This window comes from Mycobacterium lehmannii, assembly GCF_002245535.1.
GTDB lineage: Bacteria > Actinomycetota > Actinomycetes > Mycobacteriales > Mycobacteriaceae > Mycobacterium > Mycobacterium lehmannii.
In genome coordinates, this window is record NZ_NKCN01000010.1 from 85,255 (window position 1) to 100,630 (window position 15,376).

Sequence of the window (15,376 nt, forward strand, 5' to 3'; positions counted from 1 at the left end):
GTCTCAGGTCCGGATCTGGGGTTTGAGCGCACCGAGATGACGCTCACGGACAACACCAGTCCACAGACCTGCCCCGTAGGCGATATCGTCGAGGCGCTTGAGGGCGATGTAGGTGAGCAGGCCGACCCGTTGGGTTTCGTCTTCGGTGTTTCGGCTCCGGGTCAGCCAGTCGACGACCCCTTCCACCACCGCGGCCACGAGCACGACCTGTCGGCATCGTCGGGACAAGAGTGCCGCGACGAGCGCGACCGGCCAGTAGTGCCGGCAGATCGCCGATGCCAGTTGCATCGCTGCGGACCACAGTCCGTGTGCGGCCACGACGGCGACGTCCTTGGGTTCGGGCTCCACACTCGACAGGGACTTGGCGATGCGCCTGCCGGTGATGGTTGCGACGACGATCGAGGCCAGATATCCGATCGACGAACCCATCGCCATCAGCATCCAGGCCACCAACGTCCAGCCCGAGATCACCAGCGGAGCGGTCTTACCGGGATGACGCACCGACAGCGGTGCGGCGGCTTCACCGTAGAAAGACCTGCGCGAGAACCACTCTCGCAGTTGGGTCCGATGGTCGTGCGCCACCAACGCGATGGGCTCGTAGCGCAGACGCGCACCGGATTCGATGAGTCGCCAGCACAGATCGACATCCTCACCCGAGGTCAGCGTCTCGTCGAAGCCGCCGACCTCCCCCAGCATGGCCCGCCGGCCGATGATCGCGGCACTGGGTACATAGGACACCGTGCCGTAGGGCATCACCGGGGCCTCCCGCAGACCCAGGTCCAGCGAGGAGCGCACCGCCTCGTAGCGGGCGACCACATTGTCCGGTTCGCGGAGGCCGACGATGCGCGGTGCGACCAGGGCCACGGCGGGGTCACAGAAGTGGCCCAGCAGCGCCTCCAGCCAGCCGCGCCGTGGTACGACGTCGCTGTCCAGGAAAGCCACGAAGTCGGTCGTGCACGCGGCCAGACCGGTGTTGCGGGCGGCCGCGGGTCCGCGGCTGCGCTCGTGTCGCACCACCTGGACCCCGGCGTGGACGTCGGCGAAGTCGGCCGCCTCGAGTGGTGTCTCAGAGCCGTCGTCGACGACGACCACCCGCAGACCGCGCACGGCGGTGAGCAGCCGACGGACCCCAGAAGCATTGTCGCGCACCGGTATCACTACGGTTACGTCCCGGTGCGAAGGGCCGCTGGCGGGACGGGGGTGCGCGACCGTCGCGTCGAGAAGGGTCCGGGCCAACTGGGCGCTGACGGCGTCGTGCACTTCGAGCCTGCCGCCATTGAGCATGGTCTGCGCCGCCGGCGCCAACCGAAGGAGGCGGGTCGGGGAGCCGCCGAGTAGGGCCGACCCGTCGCCGAGCACCTTCACCCGGCGGTCCACCTGAACGGCGAAACCGTCGGGCAGTCGCGGTCCCGTCATGTGAGCATCCCGTCGCGGTCGGGTGCCCAGCGCGTGATCCGCCGAAGGCATGTTTCGACCATATCGGGAAAAATGCGGGCGCCGTCCTCCACGGTCGCGGTGGTGGGATCGCCGAGCACACCGACCTCACTGACCGCGGCCACTCCGCCCCGCCGCAGTTCGGGGATCAACTCGCGAAGGGGCGCCATGTTGCCGGGCACCCGCTCGTCGATACGGACGTCCTGCGGCGAAATATGTAGCAATACAGAGGTTTCGGTATGGCCCGCGTGCGCATCGGCACCCGCCACCGTGCACGAGCACCATCCCGCGTCCCGGCCCTCGTAGCGCAGCAAAGCGGTCGCGGCGGCCAGCGCTTCGACGTTGCCGCCATGGCCGTTGACGAAGACCAGCCGTGACGCCCACCGGGATGCCGACCGGCCGTACTCCACCAGCAACAGCCTCAGCGCGGATGTCCCGATCGAAACGGTGCCGCTGAACTCCTCGTGCTCGCCGCTCGCGCCGTAACCGATGGCGGGGGCGACCATCCAGTTCACGCCGTCGGTGTCGGCGAGCCGGTCAGCAACCGCCCCACAAACGGCCGTCGCGATGCGGGTGTCGGTGTCCAGCGGGAGATGAGGGCCGTGCTGCTCGGTGGATCCGACGGGCACGAGGAGGGCTGACGGCTTGCTCTGCAGCTGCTTCGACGTCGCATTCGCGAGCGAGCTGACAGATGGCACCCGCCGATGGTAGGCCGAATTCACCTGTCGTGCGCCAATTGTTGAAGCATGCGCAGCAATTGATTCACCGAATTTCTCGCCGCCGGCGCCGGCGTCGTCCCCCCAGCCCCCTGCGCCCCGCCTGTACCAGCACGTTCCCGACCGCAGGGCCCGCCGTCAGGTGGCCGAACCTCCGGGCACGCCGAGCTCCCGGATGAACCCGGGAGGGACCAGGACGTCGTCGGGCCCAAGATCATGTACCGACGCGCGACCCAGACCCATCAATGCAGAATCGATGCCTCCCCGCAGGACGTCGAGCACATTCTCGACACCGGCCTGCCCGTTGGCGGCCAGACCCCACAGGTACGCCCGCCCGATCATGACCGCGCGGGCACCGAGCGCGACCGCCTTGACCACGTCGCTGCCCCGCCGGATGCCTCCGTCGAGCACCACCTCGATGTCGTCACCGACCGCCTCGACGATCGGCGGCAGGGCGCGAATCGATGCCGGCGTCCCGTCCAGGTTGTTACCGCCGTGATTGGACACCGAGATCGCTGAAACACCGGCGTCCACAGCACGTTTCGCGTCGTCGACACGCATCACGCCCTTGAGCATGAAAGGACCGCCCCACAGCTCGCGCAGCCAGGCGATGTCCTCCCAGGTCGGCGGCGGGGTGCCCATCCACTCGCCGTACGCGGCGAAGAACGGCGGGCCCTCCTCGCCTCGCGAGGCCTGATTGGGAACCCGCAGGTTCGGCGGCCGCAGGGTCTTACCCCACTGCCACATCCACCGCGGTTTGGTCAGCCCTGTCGGAAGCATGCGCACGGTGGTGCGCAGGTCCATCTGCTCGGGGATCTTCGGGCTGCCCCAGTCGCGGCCGTGCGAGAAGCTCCAGTCCGTGGTGACGATCAGACCGACCGCACCCGCCTGCCGCGCGCGCTCGACCCGGGCCGCGATCGCGTCGCGCCCGCCCAGCCAGTACACCTGGAAGAAGAGCTTGGGGTTGGTCGCGATCACCTCCTCGATCGGCTTGCTGGCGAACGACGACAGGCCCATCGCGGTGCCGCGCGCGGCGGCCGCGCGTGCGACCGCGACCTCACCGTCCGGGTGGACCGCCTGCACGCCGGTCGGGGAGATCAGCACCGGCAGCGAAATCTGTTGTCCCATCACGGTGGTGGCGAGATCGCGCTTCTCCGTGGCGCCGACGACGTGCGGCGCGAAGCCCAACTCGGCGAACGCCTCGACGTTGTCGGAGACCGTCACGCCCTTCTCGCTGGCGGCGATGAGCGCCGAGTAGACCGGCTTGGGAAGCCTGCGCTTCGCCCGCTCCTGAGCGGCGGCGACCGTTTCGAACCAGGTGTCGGCCATGATCACACCGGACTTTCGTTGCAGAGACGTTTCGGAGGCGCCCCGGCGCCGACATCGGATCGGGGAGGCGCCCCGGCGCCGACATTCGATCGGGGAGGCGTCGTGAGCAGCTTCAGCATCACCGGACCGGATCGCGAGTGGTCGACGCTGGACTTCGGCTTGACCCGATCTTGAGCCAGGGCGGGAGCGCCGTAGCCCTCCACGCACTCGGGGTCCGGGCCGTCCATCGGCAGCCCGGTGAAGAACTTGGCGGCCATGCACCCGCCGCGGCAGCTGTCGTAGTGCCCGCAACTGCCGCACGCACCGGCGGACTGCGGTTCGCGCAGCTCGCGGAAGAGCGGCGCGTTTTGCCAGACATTCTGAAAACCGCCGTCGGTCAAGATGTTTCCGGCGTGGAACCGGTCGTGGATGGCGAACGGGCACGCGTAGACATCGCCGACGGGATCGATCAGGCAGACGACGCGGCCGGCGCCGCACAGGTTCAGTCCGGCGAGCGCGCCGGGCTCACCCAACCCGGCGAGGTGGAAGAACGAGTCGCCGGTCAGCACCCGCTCACCCTTGGCGACCAGCCAGTTGTAGAGCTGGACCTGCTGGTCGGCGGTGGGGTGCAGGTCATCCCAGACATCGGCGCCCCGACCCGACGGCCGCAGCCGTGTGATCCGCAGCGTTGCGCCGTATTGCGCTGCAAGAGCGGCGAAGTCGTCGAGCTGATCGACATTGTGGCGCGTCACGACCACCGAGATCTTGGCGTCCTTGAAACCGGCGTCGGCCAGGTTCTGCAGGGCCCTGGTCGCCATTCCGAACGAGCCCGCCCCGCGGACGGCGTCGTTGATCTCCGCGGTCGCGCCGTCGAGGGAGATCTGCACGTCGACGTAATCGCTGGCGGCCAGCCGGGCCGCGACCTCGGGTGTGATGCGCACACCGTTGGTGGAGAACTTCACACCGACGTGGTGGGCGGTGGCGTAGTCGACGAGCTCCCAGAAGTCCGAACGCACGGTCGGCTCGCCGCCCCCGATGTTGACGTAGAAGACCTGCATGCGCTCGAGCTCGTCGATGATGTCCTTGCACTGCGCAGTGGTCAGCTCGCGCGGATCGCGCTTACCCGACGACGACAGGCAGTGCACGCACGCCAGGTTGCAGGCGTAGGTCAGTTCCCAAGTCAGGCAGATCGGGGCGTCGAGTCCGTGCTCGAACTGCTCAACCAGCTTGGGCACACGTACGGCTTCGGTCGATGTCATTGCGGCACCAGCATTTTCGATCGAGCAAGCACGCCGAGTGCCTGCAGGTACGGCGCCTGCTGCGCGTCGTCGATACCGACGGCACGGCAGGCGGATCGGACGTCGGGATGGTCGGACAAGGCGTTGACGACGTCGACGATGGTCCGGTTCTTCAGGAACGACAGCTTGCGCGTCCCGAAGTGGTAGAGCAGCGCCCCGAACGGCTCCGGCCGCACCGCCACCTGGTGGTGCAGCCGCCAGCCGAGCTCCGGGTCGAATGCGATGCCTTGCTCGGGCACCGCCGACGACGAGGTCACGATCAGTAGACCCCGCACATCCCGTCGATCGACACCTCTTCGACGAGCGTCTCGGTAACCAGCTCGTCGTTCTGGTCCTGCTGCTGCGGTTCCATTTGGCCCTCCATGGCTGCGCCTTTCAATATCACCGGTTCTCGACAACTGTGATCGAGGTCGCAATAATATGGCATCGAGTGCCTAAATGGAAAGGGGGGCCCCTATGGTGCCGGACCAGCACCGGGTGGGCCGCCGGCGCTCCACGACGTGGGACCACATCAGCAACGTTGCCATCGACCTCTTTGCCACTAACGGGTTCGACGACGTCAGCGTGGACGACATCGCCGAAGCCGCCGGAATCGCGCGGCGCACGCTATTCCGCTACTACCCGTCCAAGAACGCCCTGCCCTGGGGCGATTTCGACGCTCATCTGGCCCACATGAGAAACCTGTTGGCCGATCTCGATCCCGAGGTGCCCATCGGCGAGGCGCTGCGCACCGCGTTGCTGGCGTTCAATAGCTTCGATGCCGCCGAGACGGCGCGCCACCGGATGCGCATGCGGGTGATTTTGGAGACCGCCGCGCTGCAGGCCTACTCGATGACCATGTACGCCGGCTGGCGCGGCGTAGTTGCCGAGTTCGTCGCCAAACGCCTCGAAGCCACCGCAGGCGACCTGATACCGCAGACGGTGGCGTGGACGATGCTCGGCGTCGCGCTCTCGGCGTACGAACACTGGCTGGCCGACGAGAAAGTCTCCCTGGCTCAGGCGCTCGGTGCGGCGTTCGACACCGTCGCCGACGGGCTGTGGGCACTCGATCGCTGAATCACCTCGGCGCGCTCGGCCACCGCGATAGCTTGGGGCGGTCGCGAAAGGACGCCGATGGCCGAGCACAGCGCCGAGCAGAAGACAGGTCACGATCTGCTCTACGACTCCCTGTGGACGAAGGGAACGGCTTTCAGCCACGCAGAACGCCGCCGATTCGGGCTGCTGGGGCTGCTTCCTTCGGCCGAGAAGAGCCTCGAGCAGCAGACCGAACATTCATGGCGCGAATTCAGCAGGCGCCGCGACCCGCTGGACAGGCACATCTATCTTCGAAACCTGCAGGACCGCAACGAGACACTGTTCTACCGGGTGCTGCGCGACCATATCGCCGAAACCATGCCGATCGTCTACACACCGACCGTCGGCGAGGCGTGCCAGCGCTTCAGCGAGATCTACCGGCGCCCGCGCGGGCTGTTCGTCTCCTACCCCGACCGCGAGTTCCTGCGCGAAATGCTGCGCAACCGCCCGCGACGGGAGGTCGACGTCATCGTCGTCACCGACGGTCAGCGCATCTTGGGTCTGGGCGATCAGGGCATCGGCGGCATGGGTATTCCCATCGGGAAGCTCTCCCTGTACACGCTGATCGGCGGCATCGACCCGGCCCGCACGCTGCCCGTGCTGCTGGACGTGGGCACCGACAACGTCGAGCTGCTCGAGGACCCGCAGTACCTCGGCTGGCGGCACCGCCGCATCGGTGACGACGAGTATTACTCGTTCATCGACGATTTCGTCACCACGGTGCGCGACGAGCTGCCCGACGTCCTTCTGCAGTGGGAGGACTTCGCCACCGCGCACGCGCTGCCGATCCTGCAGCGCTATCGCGACAAGCTGCTCACTTTCAACGACGACATCCAAGGCACCGCCGCGGTCACGTTGGGCGCGCTGCACGGCGCGGCCAAGGTGGTGGGACGCCCGCTGTCACAGCAGCAGGTGGTGATGCTGGGCGCCGGCTCGGCAGGCATCGGGGTGCTCCAGATGGTGCACCGTCAGATGGTCAGCGAGGGCCTGTCGGCTCAGCAGGCGTCGGCACAGGTCTGGGTGGTGGACATCAACGGTCTGCTCACCGACGACCGCACCGACCTGTCCCCCGGCCAGCGGGCCTTCGCCCAACCCGCCGGGCGGGTGGCGAGCTGGGGCTTGTCCGGGCCGGCTCAACTCGCCGACGTCATCCATCATGTCGATGCCGGCGTCCTACTCGGATTATCAACCGCCACAGGGGCGTTCACCGAGGACATCGTGCGCGAAATGGCTGCCAAGGTCGATCGCCCGATCATCTTCCCGCTGTCCAACCCCACCAGCCGGGCCGAGGCCCACCCAGCCGAACTCGACACCTGGACCGGCGGACGCGCATTGATGGCGACGGGTTCGCCGTTCGCTCCGCTGGATCGCGACGGGGTGGAGCGGCCGATCGCCCAATGCAACAACGCCTACATCTTCCCCGCGATGGGCCTGGCCGTCACCGCGGCGCAGGCGACACGGGTGACCGACGAGATGATGCGGGCCGCGGCCGCGGCGCTCGGCGACGCGTCCCCCGCGCTCGTCGATGCCGGGGCACCGTTGCTGCCCGCGTGGTCGGACATCCCCGATGTGGCCATACGCATTGCGCAGGCGGTCGCGACACAAGCCGTCGCCGACGGCTTCGCACCCACCCGCAAGCCCGACGAGCTGGCGCAGCGGATCACCGACGTGCGGTGGACTCCCGAATACCGGGGCTGATCCTGCAACCCTGTCCGCCAGCGCAAAAAAGTTCCGCCGGAACCGTCGGAGTTCGGCGCGTAACGGCGACGATATGGGTGTGAGCGCCGAACCGAATGGCACCGACGCTCCACGGGAGCTGCTCGCGCTGTACGACGAATCCCTACCAGTGGTGTACGGATACTTCGTCCGACGCTGTGGTGACCGTGGAACCGCCGAAGACCTGACGTCGGAAACTTTTCTGGCGGCGATGGACGCCGCCAGAAAAGCCGCTCCGCCACCGATGACCGTGCCGTGGTTGCTCGGGGTGGCGCGCCACAAGTTGGCCGACCACTACCGGCGCCGCCACGACCGGTTCACCACGCCGGTCGCCGAACTGCCCGAACCCGTCGAGCCGCCCGACGACTGGGACGCCGAACTCGACCGCATCGTCGCCGAAAGCGTGCTCGCCAAGCTGCCCGAGCAGCACCGCACGGTTCTGGCACTGCGCTACATGGACGACTGCTCGGTGCCCGAGTGCGCCGAGCTCATCGGCCGCACGGTGCACGCGACAGAGGCGCTGCTGGTGCGGGCCCGCAAAGCGTTTCGCGCTCACTACCCGGAACCGGAAGGGAGGCAGTCGTGAACAACAGCCACGATCCGCTGGCCGTGCTGCGCGGCGACGAACTTCCGGTCGCCCCCGACCCGGCTTTCGCCGCCGCGCTGCGCGCCCGACTGGAGTCGGCGCTTTCCCTACCGAATCGAACCGAGGAGGTCGTCATGAGTGGAACCGATACCGCCATCGCCGAACTGTCCGAGCCGACCGTCGCGCCAACGGTCCCCCGGTCGGCGGCACTTCCGTACCTGACGGTCCGCAATGCTCGCGATGCGATCGCGTGGTACGTCGACGCGTTCGACGCCGCTGTGGTCGGTGAACCCTTCGAGATGGACGACGGCCGCATCGGCCACGCCGAGTTGGCGATCGGCGACGGCGTGCTCTACCTCGCCGACGAGTATCCCGAGATCGGGCTGAGAGCTCCTGCAAGGCAGTCTGTTTCGGTGAGCTTGATGCTGCATGTCGCCGATACGGACACGGTGCTCGAACGGGCTCGCAGGCACGGCGCCGAGGTGCAGCGCGAGCCGTACGAGAACTACGGCGCGCGCAGCGCAGCGATCGTCGATCCGTTCGGCCACCGCTGGATGCTCACCGGGCCCGTGACGGCTGCGGCCGTCCCGATCCAGCACGGTGACGTCGGCTACGTGTCGGTGTGGGTGCCAGACGCCGAGGCGGCCGCGCGGTTCTACGGTCATGTGCTCGGCTGGACCTATGACCCCGTGACCCACCAGGTGACCAACACCGACCAGCGGATCGGCATCTTCAGCGTCGACAGGCCGCAGGGCATGCTGTGCTGCTATGCGGTCACCGATCTCGACGGCGCGCGGCAGTCGATCGTCGACGGCGGCGGCAGCGTGGGCCGGACTCAGGAGTTCGACTTCGGTACCGTCATCGACGCCACCGACCCCACCGGGATGGCATTCGCGGTCTTCCGGCCGGCGCCGGGCACACCGCGTCCAGCCCTCAACGGCACTGGGCCGGGGGAACTTTCGTACATCACCTATCAGGTTCCGGACTCCAGCGCGTTCAAGGAGTTCTACAGCAGGTTCTTGTTCTGGAGTTTCGAACCCGGGCACGTCGACGATGGCTGGGGGGTGCGCGAGACGCATCCGATGTCCGGCGTCGCAGGTGGTAACGCAGATGCGGTGACCGTGCCGATGTGGACGGTCGACGACATCGATGCCGCGGCGGCGCGGGTGCGGGAGGCGGGCGGCACGGTCATCGACGAGCCGTCGCAGCAGTCCTACGGGAAGTCCGCGCTGTGCACCGACGACCAGGGCACCCGCTTTTACCTCGGCGAGCTCTAGTCAGCCGAGGAGGTCGGCGATGGGTGCGCGCGCGGCGATCTTGGCGCGCACCTTCATCACCTTGCCCGGCATGCCACCGCCGACGACCCCGGCCACCACACCGTCACGCTCGTAGTAGGCGAGGAATTTACGACCGTCGTCCTCGACGACGTGGACGACGTCTTCGGCCTCCGGTTCACCGAGGCATTGGATCTTGACGTCGTACTGGTCGCTCCAGAAGTACGGCACCGAGACCGCGGTCGGGGGTTCCTGCCCGAGCATCGTCGGCACCAGGACACGGGCCTGGTCGGCGACGTTGCTCCAATGCTCAACGCGCACTTGGTGGCCGAGGTTGTGTCGCCATGACGCGACGTCGCCGATGGCCCAGACATGCGGCGCGCTGGCGCGGCCGTGGTCGTCGCAGACCACCCCGTTGTCGAGCTTGAGGCCGCTGCCTTCGAGCCAGTCGGTCGACGGGCGCGATCCGATGCCGACGACCACCAGATCCGCTTCGAGTTCGGTGCCGTCGCTGAGCACCACCGTCTCGACGCGATCCGAGCCCTGCACTTCCGAAACGCCGACGCCGCAGCGGACGTCGACACCCTCGGCGCGGTGCACCCGGGCCACCAGCTCACCGATCTGCTCGCCGAGAACCGACGCCAGGGGCGCCGGTTGCGGCTCCACCAACGCGACATCGACGCCGAGCTTGCGCAGGCTCGCCGCCACCTCGCAGCCGATGAAGCCGGCTCCGACGACGACGGCGCGACGAGCCGAACCGGCCTCCTGCCGCAGGGCCACGCTCTCGTCGTAATTGCGCAGCACGTGGATTCCTGCGAGGTCGGGGAAGGACGGAATGCGCTTGGGCACCAGGCCCGTAGCGATGATGAGTTCGTCGTAGGGCAGCTCGGTGCCGTCGGCGAGCGTCAACGTCTGGGTGGCCGTGTCGACGGACCGCGCGCCGTTGCCCAGCAGCACGGTGATGTCGTTCTCCTCGTAGAACTCCGCGGGCTTGAGGCTGACGTCGTCGGTCTCGGAGCGCAGCACCTCCTTCGACAGCGGGGGCCGATCGTAGGGCAGATGGTCCTCGTCGCTGACGATCGTGACCGGACCGCTGTATTCCGACCGGCGCAACTGTTCGGCGGTGCGGGCGGCCGCGAGTCCGCCGCCGACGATGACGATGCCCGCTGATGTGGTCATGGGCAGTTTCTTACACGATCCCTACTGCCTTTTGTCCGCCACCCCGGGCAATGGCGCTCAGCCGCGATCGCGGTCGATGACGTTGGTCAGCACGACGACGCTCTCGCTGCGCTCGACGTGGGCGGCCGAACGGATGCGCTCCAACGCCTCTTCGAGGTGGCGCATGTCGCGCGCCACGACGTGCAGGATCGCGTCGGCGGTGCCGGTGACGGTGGCTGCGCTGATGACTTCGGGGATGTCGATCCACGCCGCCCGCAGTTGTTCTGGGGCAATGGTTCCGTGACGGAAGACCTGCACGTACGCCTCGGTGGTCCAGCCCAGGGCGGCCCGGTCGACAACGGTCGTGAAGCCGCGAATGACGCCGTTGTCGAGCATGCGGTCGACCCGGCGTTTGACCGCGGGCGCGGACAGATTGACCTGCTCCCCGATTTCGGCGTAGGTCGCGCGGGCGTCATCGGTCAGCGCCGCGAGGATCTGCTCGTCGGTCGCGTCGAGGCGGTCCACGGTCACCTCCGCACAATAAATCACCGCTTGGCGTGACTGTACACAATAAATTGCTGCTAGACACGCAATAAACAGCAATGGATTGCAGCAGAAACCGTCTCTACCGTTGATTCATGACGTCTTTCAGTGTCGCGACGCCCTCGCGGTCGGGTCGCCACCGCAGACGTAAAGCCCGAGCGCGCCACTACGTCATGACCGCGCCGACACACTTCGCTGTCGAGTACTCGATCAACCCGTGGATGGACATCGAAACGCCCGTCGATACCGCGCTGGCCCTCACCCAGTGGGAGACGTTGAGGCGCACGTACCAGGAACTCGGGCACGTCGTCGACCTCGTCGAGCCGGTCTCCGGACTGCCCGACATGGTGTACGCCGCCAACGGCGGCCTGGTGGTCGGCGCTACAGCGGTGGTCGCGAACTTCGCCTACCCGCAGCGCGCTGGCGAGGCGGTTGCGTACGGCGATTGGATGGTCCGCCATGGATACGCACCCGTACAGACGCGCCACACCAACGAGGGTCAGGGCGACCTTCTCGTCGCCGGTTCGATCCTGTTGGCCGGATACGGGTTTCGGACGGATCGACGTGCACACGGCGAGATCGCGCAGTTGGTCGGGCGACCGACGTACAGCTTCGAGTTGGTCGATCCTCGGTTCTACCACCTCGATACCGCCCTCGCGGTGCTCGACGACACTACGGTGGCGTACTACCCGCCCGCGTTCAGCAACGCCTCTCGGGTAAGCCTGCGAACGCTGTTCCCCGATGCGATCGAGGTGACCAGTTCCGACGCCTACGCCTTCGGCCTCAACGTGGTGTCCGACGGTCGCAACGTCGTGCTGCCGACCGCGGCGACCGACTTTGCCGCCCAACTGCGCGACGCCGGGTTCAACCCCGTCGGCGTCGACCTCTCCGAACTGCTCAAGGGCGGCGGATCGATCAAATGCTGCACGTTGGAGGTGCATTCGTGATCACGCTGGAAGCGACGGGTGCCGCGATCCCGATCGACGACCACTGTGTGGCGCATAACTACGACCCGCTACCGGTGGTGGCAGCCAGCGCCGAGGGCGCGTGGATCACCGATGTTCAGGGCCGTCGCTACCTGGACTGCCTGGCCGCTTACTCGGCGGTCAACTTCGGCCACCGCAATCCGGAGATCACCGCGGTCGCACACGCGCAACTGGACACCGTGACGTTGGTCAGCCGCGCGTTCCACTCCGACCGGCTCGCACCCTTCTGTGCGGCACTGGCCGGGCTCTGCGGCAAGAACATGGTGCTGCCGATGAACAGCGGCGCCGAAGCGGTCGAAAGCGGGATCAAGGTGGCCCGCAAATGGGGCACCGACGTCAAGGGCATCCCCGCCAACGCGGCGAATATCGTAGTGGCGCACAACAACTTTCATGGCCGGACCACGACAATCGTCAGCTTCTCCGACGATGAGACGGCCCGGCGCGGCTTCGGCCCGTACACCCCAGGATTCCGCGCCGTGCCGTTCGGTGACACCGACGCCTTCGCCGACGTGATCGACGACAACACCGTCGCCGTGCTGATTGAACCGATCCAGGGTGAGGCCGGAATCATCGTCCCGCCCGACGACTTCCTGCCGCGTCTGCGGTCGCTGTGCTCACAGCGCAACGTGCTGTTGATCGCCGACGAGATTCAGTCCGGCCTGGCCCGCACCGGGAAGACGTTCGCCTGTGAGCACTGGGACGTGGTTCCCGACGTCTACCTGCTCGGAAAGGCGCTCGGCGGAGGCGTGATGCCATTGTCGGCGGTGGTGGCCGACTCCGGCATCCTCGGTGTACTGCATCCCGGCGAGCACGGCTCCACTTTCGGTGGAAATCCGCTGGCCGCAGCGATCGGCTCCACGGTGGTGGCGATGTTGCAGCGTGGCCAATTCCAGTGCCGCTCAGCCGAACTCGGCGCGCACATGCACCAGAGATTGCGGCAGTTGATCGGCCGGGGTGTCACCGCGGTCCGCGGCAAGGGCCTGTGGGCCGGCGTCGACATCGATCCGGGCTCGGGTACGGCCAAAGATGTCAGCGTGCGCTTGGCGCGCCGCGGCGTCCTCGTCAAGGACACCCATGGTTCGACCCTGCGGTTCGCTCCTCCACTGGTGATCACCGACGACGAGATCGACTGGGCCGTCGACCAGTTCGCGGCCGTTCTAGCGAACTAGCTTCAGTGCTTCATCGCGCCGCGGTCGACGGCGATCTGGCTGCCGGAAAGCGTTTTCGATCCGTCACCGGCGAGCCACGCGACGACGTCGGCCACTTCGTCGGGTTCCATGAAGCCCTGAAGACCCTTGTTCTCCTCGTCGAGCGGGTTGTACGGCATCGGCGCGAAGCTGTGCAGATAGCTCGGATGCTTGGCGAAGATGGCCATCATCGCGTCCTTCTCGACCATCGGCGTCTCGATGGAGTACGGATGGATCGAGTTCACCCGGATTCCGAACTCGCCGGCCTCGATCGCCAACGAGTTCGTGAGCGCGGTCAGACCGTGCTTGGATGCCGCGTAATGCGCGTTGCCCGGGGTCGCCTTCAGCCCGGCCGATGAACTGACGATGATGACCGATCCGCCGTTACCCGCGGCGATCATCGCGGGCAGCGTCGCCCGGATGGTGCGCCACGTCCCGTTCAGATTGACGTCGATGACGGTGTCCCACTGCTCTTCCGACATCTCCCAGATGCGGCCCCAGCTGAGCACACCAGCGTTGGCGACCAGGATGTCGAGCCTGCCGAACTGCTCGACACCGTCGGCCACTACCTGCTGCAGCGCGGCCAGGTCCCGAATGTCGACCTCGCGGGCGAGCGCTTTGCGGCCCGTCGCTTCCACCGCGCGCACCGTCTCGGCCAGTTCTTCGGAGGTCCCCATCGGGTAGGTGATGGTCTCCGATATCGGGGCGCAGATGTCGATCGCGATGATGTCGGCGCCTTCGGTGGCCAGACGAACCGCGTGCGCCCGGCCCTGGCCGCGTGCGGCCCCGGTGATGAAGGCCACTCGGCCTTCCAGTGGTCGGTTGATCCCCGTCACCGCTGCTCCTTCCAGGAACCTGCCCCATGCGAGCGACCGTGTCTGTACGCAACACGCCGCCCCGGCGCGGACATTCGCGGTCGCTCACCGGAGGTGAGAGTCCTCCGACAGGTTAACAGCCGAACTGGAACGTGTTCTAGAAGCCCGCGTGACTTCGGACAAAGGCTAGAGGTCGGCGATTATCTGCTGGCGCTTCGCCGAGTACTCGTCCTCGGAGATCGACCCCATCGCGCGCAGCGTCTCCAGTTCCTGCAAGCGCTGCGCGGTCGACGGTTGAGGGGGCGCGGTGGAGGCCGTCGCGGACGGTGCGGCAGGAGGAGGCTGCGCTGCGGCGGCTCGCGCCTGGCGTGCGGCAGCCCGGCGCACCACTTCTTGAACCTGTTGGCGTGCAGTGGGATTCGATCGCAGATCGATCATGTTGTTAAGACCGATGTTGTTGGCCTTGAGGATTTGCAGAATCTCCATCAGCGGCTCGGCTTGACCCGTCAGATCGTATGTCCGGTTGTCCTCGGCGATGGTGAAGGTGGCGGGCATCATCCCGCTGACCAAGCCGCTTCGCTCCCAATCGATCTGATACTCGCTCGTCATCGGGTCGACCAGCGCGACCAGTTTCCGGTTGGTGATCATCGGCAGCCTCGCGATCGAGGCGATCACCCGATCCTGGCTGGCGAACGGCACGATGCCGGGTCCGGCGATCTGTAGGTCCAGCTTCACCAACGGTTGTTCGTTGATCCGCGTTCCGGTTTCGTGAATACCGGTGACTTGGGCGAGCGCCAGCACTCCCGTCTGCTCGAGTTCGGCGGTCCTGGCGGCCGATCGGGCTCCCCCCGCGGTGATCGCCAGCGCGATCAGCACGTCGGCGGCGGTGATCAGCAAGCCCGTCCAGAACATCCACTTCAGCATCGGGTCGCTGCCCGTGGCGAAGTAGATCACCAGGAAGATCGGCCCGACGATCCCGCACAGCAGCACGAAGGCTTGGACCTTGATGTAACGCCACAACATCGCCTGTCACACTCCCGTCGTCCGCGGCCTGCGTGTCAGATTAACGCCAATCGACCGCCTGGGAGCCGTATCGTCGGGCGATGCCGTCGGGAGCAGAGACCCGGTCGAGGAGGACCCTGACGGCCGTCGCGATGGCACTGTTCGGTGTGCAGATCGACTACTTCGCGATGAATCTCGCCCTTCCCCGGATGGCCGACGAAGGCGCTGCTGACGGGCGTCGCGTTGTTCGGGGCGGCTTCGGTGGCCTGTGCGCTGGCG

The 15,376-nt window shown here is 67.1% G+C and carries 16 protein-coding genes; 6 read left to right on the forward strand and 10 right to left on the reverse strand.

All coding sequences use genetic code 11. The features are described 5' to 3' along the window. Positions 1–3: 3 nt before the first annotated feature. The 6 genes from mftF to mftA form a co-directional block, all read right to left on the reverse strand. Entirely contained in the window at positions 4–1,416 is a 1,413-nt protein-coding gene (mftF, locus tag CEX87_RS13275) for a mycofactocin biosynthesis glycosyltransferase MftF (protein WP_064400125.1), read from the reverse strand. Next, a complete protein-coding gene (gene mftE, locus CEX87_RS13280; RefSeq protein WP_064400126.1) occupies positions 1,413–2,156 on the reverse strand; it encodes a mycofactocin biosynthesis peptidyl-dipeptidase MftE in 744 nt (247 codons plus the stop codon). The genes mftF and mftE overlap by 4 nt, the downstream gene beginning before the upstream one ends. 132 nt (positions 2,157–2,288) lie before the next feature. Beyond that, positions 2,289–3,479: a pre-mycofactocin synthase MftD gene (mftD, locus tag CEX87_RS13285; protein WP_064400204.1), complete on the reverse strand. Its 1,191-nt coding sequence runs from the start codon at positions 3,477–3,479 to the stop codon at positions 2,289–2,291. Between the two features lie 2 nt (positions 3,480–3,481). After that, the gene (mftC, locus tag CEX87_RS13290; RefSeq protein ID WP_094287655.1) at positions 3,482–4,717 is read right to left on the reverse strand and encodes a mycofactocin radical SAM maturase; all 1,236 of its coding nucleotides are present in this window, start codon (positions 4,715–4,717) and stop codon (positions 3,482–3,484) included. Further along, positions 4,714–5,031, reverse strand: coding sequence for a mycofactocin biosynthesis chaperone MftB (mftB, locus tag CEX87_RS13295; protein WP_198957218.1), 318 nt, complete (start codon positions 5,029–5,031; stop codon positions 4,714–4,716). Before mftB ends, mftC begins: the two co-directional genes overlap by 4 nt. Beyond that, the gene (gene mftA, locus CEX87_RS13300; protein WP_094287720.1) at positions 5,016–5,108 is read right to left on the reverse strand and encodes a mycofactocin precursor MftA; all 93 of its coding nucleotides are present in this window, start codon (positions 5,106–5,108) and stop codon (positions 5,016–5,018) included. The genes mftB and mftA overlap by 16 nt, the downstream gene beginning before the upstream one ends. A gap of 104 nt (positions 5,109–5,212) precedes the next feature. Here mftA and mftR point away from each other — a divergent pair, with 104 nt between their 5' ends. The 4 genes from mftR to CEX87_RS13320 all read left to right on the forward strand — a co-directional run bounded on the left by mftR (position 5,213) and on the right by CEX87_RS13320 (position 9,409). Next, positions 5,213–5,812, forward strand: a complete 600-nt coding sequence (gene mftR, locus CEX87_RS13305; protein WP_094287657.1) for a mycofactocin system transcriptional regulator — start codon at positions 5,213–5,215, stop codon at positions 5,810–5,812. Positions 5,813–5,869: 57 nt separating this feature from the next. Further along, positions 5,870–7,528, forward strand: a complete 1,659-nt coding sequence (locus CEX87_RS13310) for an NAD-dependent malic enzyme (protein ID WP_094287658.1) — start codon at positions 5,870–5,872, stop codon at positions 7,526–7,528. A gap of 79 nt (positions 7,529–7,607) precedes the next feature. Continuing rightward, positions 7,608–8,132 carry an RNA polymerase sigma factor gene (locus tag CEX87_RS13315; RefSeq protein ID WP_064400205.1) on the forward strand — a complete coding sequence of 175 codons (525 nt, stop codon included), beginning with the start codon at positions 7,608–7,610 and terminating at the stop codon, positions 8,130–8,132. Beyond that, positions 8,129–9,409: a VOC family protein gene (locus tag CEX87_RS13320; protein ID WP_064400132.1), complete on the forward strand. Its 1,281-nt coding sequence runs from the start codon at positions 8,129–8,131 to the stop codon at positions 9,407–9,409. The genes CEX87_RS13315 and CEX87_RS13320 overlap by 4 nt, the downstream gene beginning before the upstream one ends. Here the strand turns inward: CEX87_RS13320 and CEX87_RS13325 are convergent, their stop codons facing one another. Then, positions 9,410–10,585 carry an NAD(P)/FAD-dependent oxidoreductase gene (locus tag CEX87_RS13325; RefSeq protein WP_064400133.1) on the reverse strand — a complete coding sequence of 392 codons (1,176 nt, stop codon included), beginning with the start codon at positions 10,583–10,585 and terminating at the stop codon, positions 9,410–9,412. A gap of 57 nt (positions 10,586–10,642) precedes the next feature. Then, positions 10,643–11,089, reverse strand: a complete 447-nt coding sequence (locus CEX87_RS13330) for an Lrp/AsnC family transcriptional regulator (protein WP_064400206.1) — start codon at positions 11,087–11,089, stop codon at positions 10,643–10,645. 113 nt (positions 11,090–11,202) lie between these two features. Here CEX87_RS13330 and ddaH point away from each other — a divergent pair, with 113 nt between their 5' ends. Together ddaH and rocD are read left to right on the forward strand one after the other, a co-directional pair. Further along, positions 11,203–12,054, forward strand: coding sequence for a dimethylargininase (ddaH, locus tag CEX87_RS13335; RefSeq protein ID WP_198957219.1), 852 nt, complete (start codon positions 11,203–11,205; stop codon positions 12,052–12,054). Further along, entirely contained in the window at positions 12,027–13,262 is a 1,236-nt protein-coding gene (rocD, locus tag CEX87_RS13340) for an ornithine--oxo-acid transaminase (protein ID WP_082693966.1), read from the forward strand. The genes ddaH and rocD overlap by 28 nt, the downstream gene beginning before the upstream one ends. Positions 13,263–13,264: 2 nt before the next feature. On the opposite strand, the gene CEX87_RS13345 is transcribed toward rocD, so the two are convergent. Both CEX87_RS13345 and CEX87_RS13350 read right to left on the reverse strand, forming a co-directional pair. After that, positions 13,265–14,095, reverse strand: coding sequence for a mycofactocin-coupled SDR family oxidoreductase (locus CEX87_RS13345; protein ID WP_064426624.1), 831 nt, complete (start codon positions 14,093–14,095; stop codon positions 13,265–13,267). 186 nt (positions 14,096–14,281) lie between these two features. After that, positions 14,282–15,118, reverse strand: a complete 837-nt coding sequence (locus CEX87_RS13350) for an SHOCT domain-containing protein (RefSeq protein WP_064426574.1) — start codon at positions 15,116–15,118, stop codon at positions 14,282–14,284. Positions 15,119–15,376: the final 258 nt, after the last annotated feature.

Excerpts from the sequence above, each read along its gene's own strand:
- CEX87_RS13310 (WP_094287658.1), top strand. The coding sequence starts at position 5,870 with ATGGCCGAGCACAGCGCCGAGCAGAAGACAGGTCACGATCTGCTCTAC.
- mftA (WP_094287720.1), bottom strand. The coding sequence starts at position 5,108 with ATGGAACCGCAGCAGCAGGACCAGAACGACGAGCTGGTTACCGAGACG.
- ddaH (WP_198957219.1), top strand. The coding sequence starts at position 11,203 with ATGACGTCTTTCAGTGTCGCGACGCCCTCGCGGTCGGGTCGCCACCGC.
- mftF (WP_064400125.1), bottom strand. The coding sequence starts at position 1,416 with ATGACGGGACCGCGACTGCCCGACGGTTTCGCCGTTCAGGTGGACCGC.
- mftC (WP_094287655.1), bottom strand. The coding sequence starts at position 4,717 with ATGACATCGACCGAAGCCGTACGTGTGCCCAAGCTGGTTGAGCAGTTC.
- mftD (WP_064400204.1), bottom strand. The coding sequence starts at position 3,479 with ATGGCCGACACCTGGTTCGAAACGGTCGCCGCCGCTCAGGAGCGGGCG.
- CEX87_RS13325 (WP_064400133.1), bottom strand. The coding sequence starts at position 10,585 with ATGACCACATCAGCGGGCATCGTCATCGTCGGCGGCGGACTCGCGGCC.
- CEX87_RS13350 (WP_064426574.1), bottom strand. The coding sequence starts at position 15,118 with ATGTTGTGGCGTTACATCAAGGTCCAAGCCTTCGTGCTGCTGTGCGGG.
- mftR (WP_094287657.1), top strand. The coding sequence starts at position 5,213 with ATGGTGCCGGACCAGCACCGGGTGGGCCGCCGGCGCTCCACGACGTGG.
- rocD (WP_082693966.1), top strand. The coding sequence starts at position 12,027 with ATGCTGCACGTTGGAGGTGCATTCGTGATCACGCTGGAAGCGACGGGT.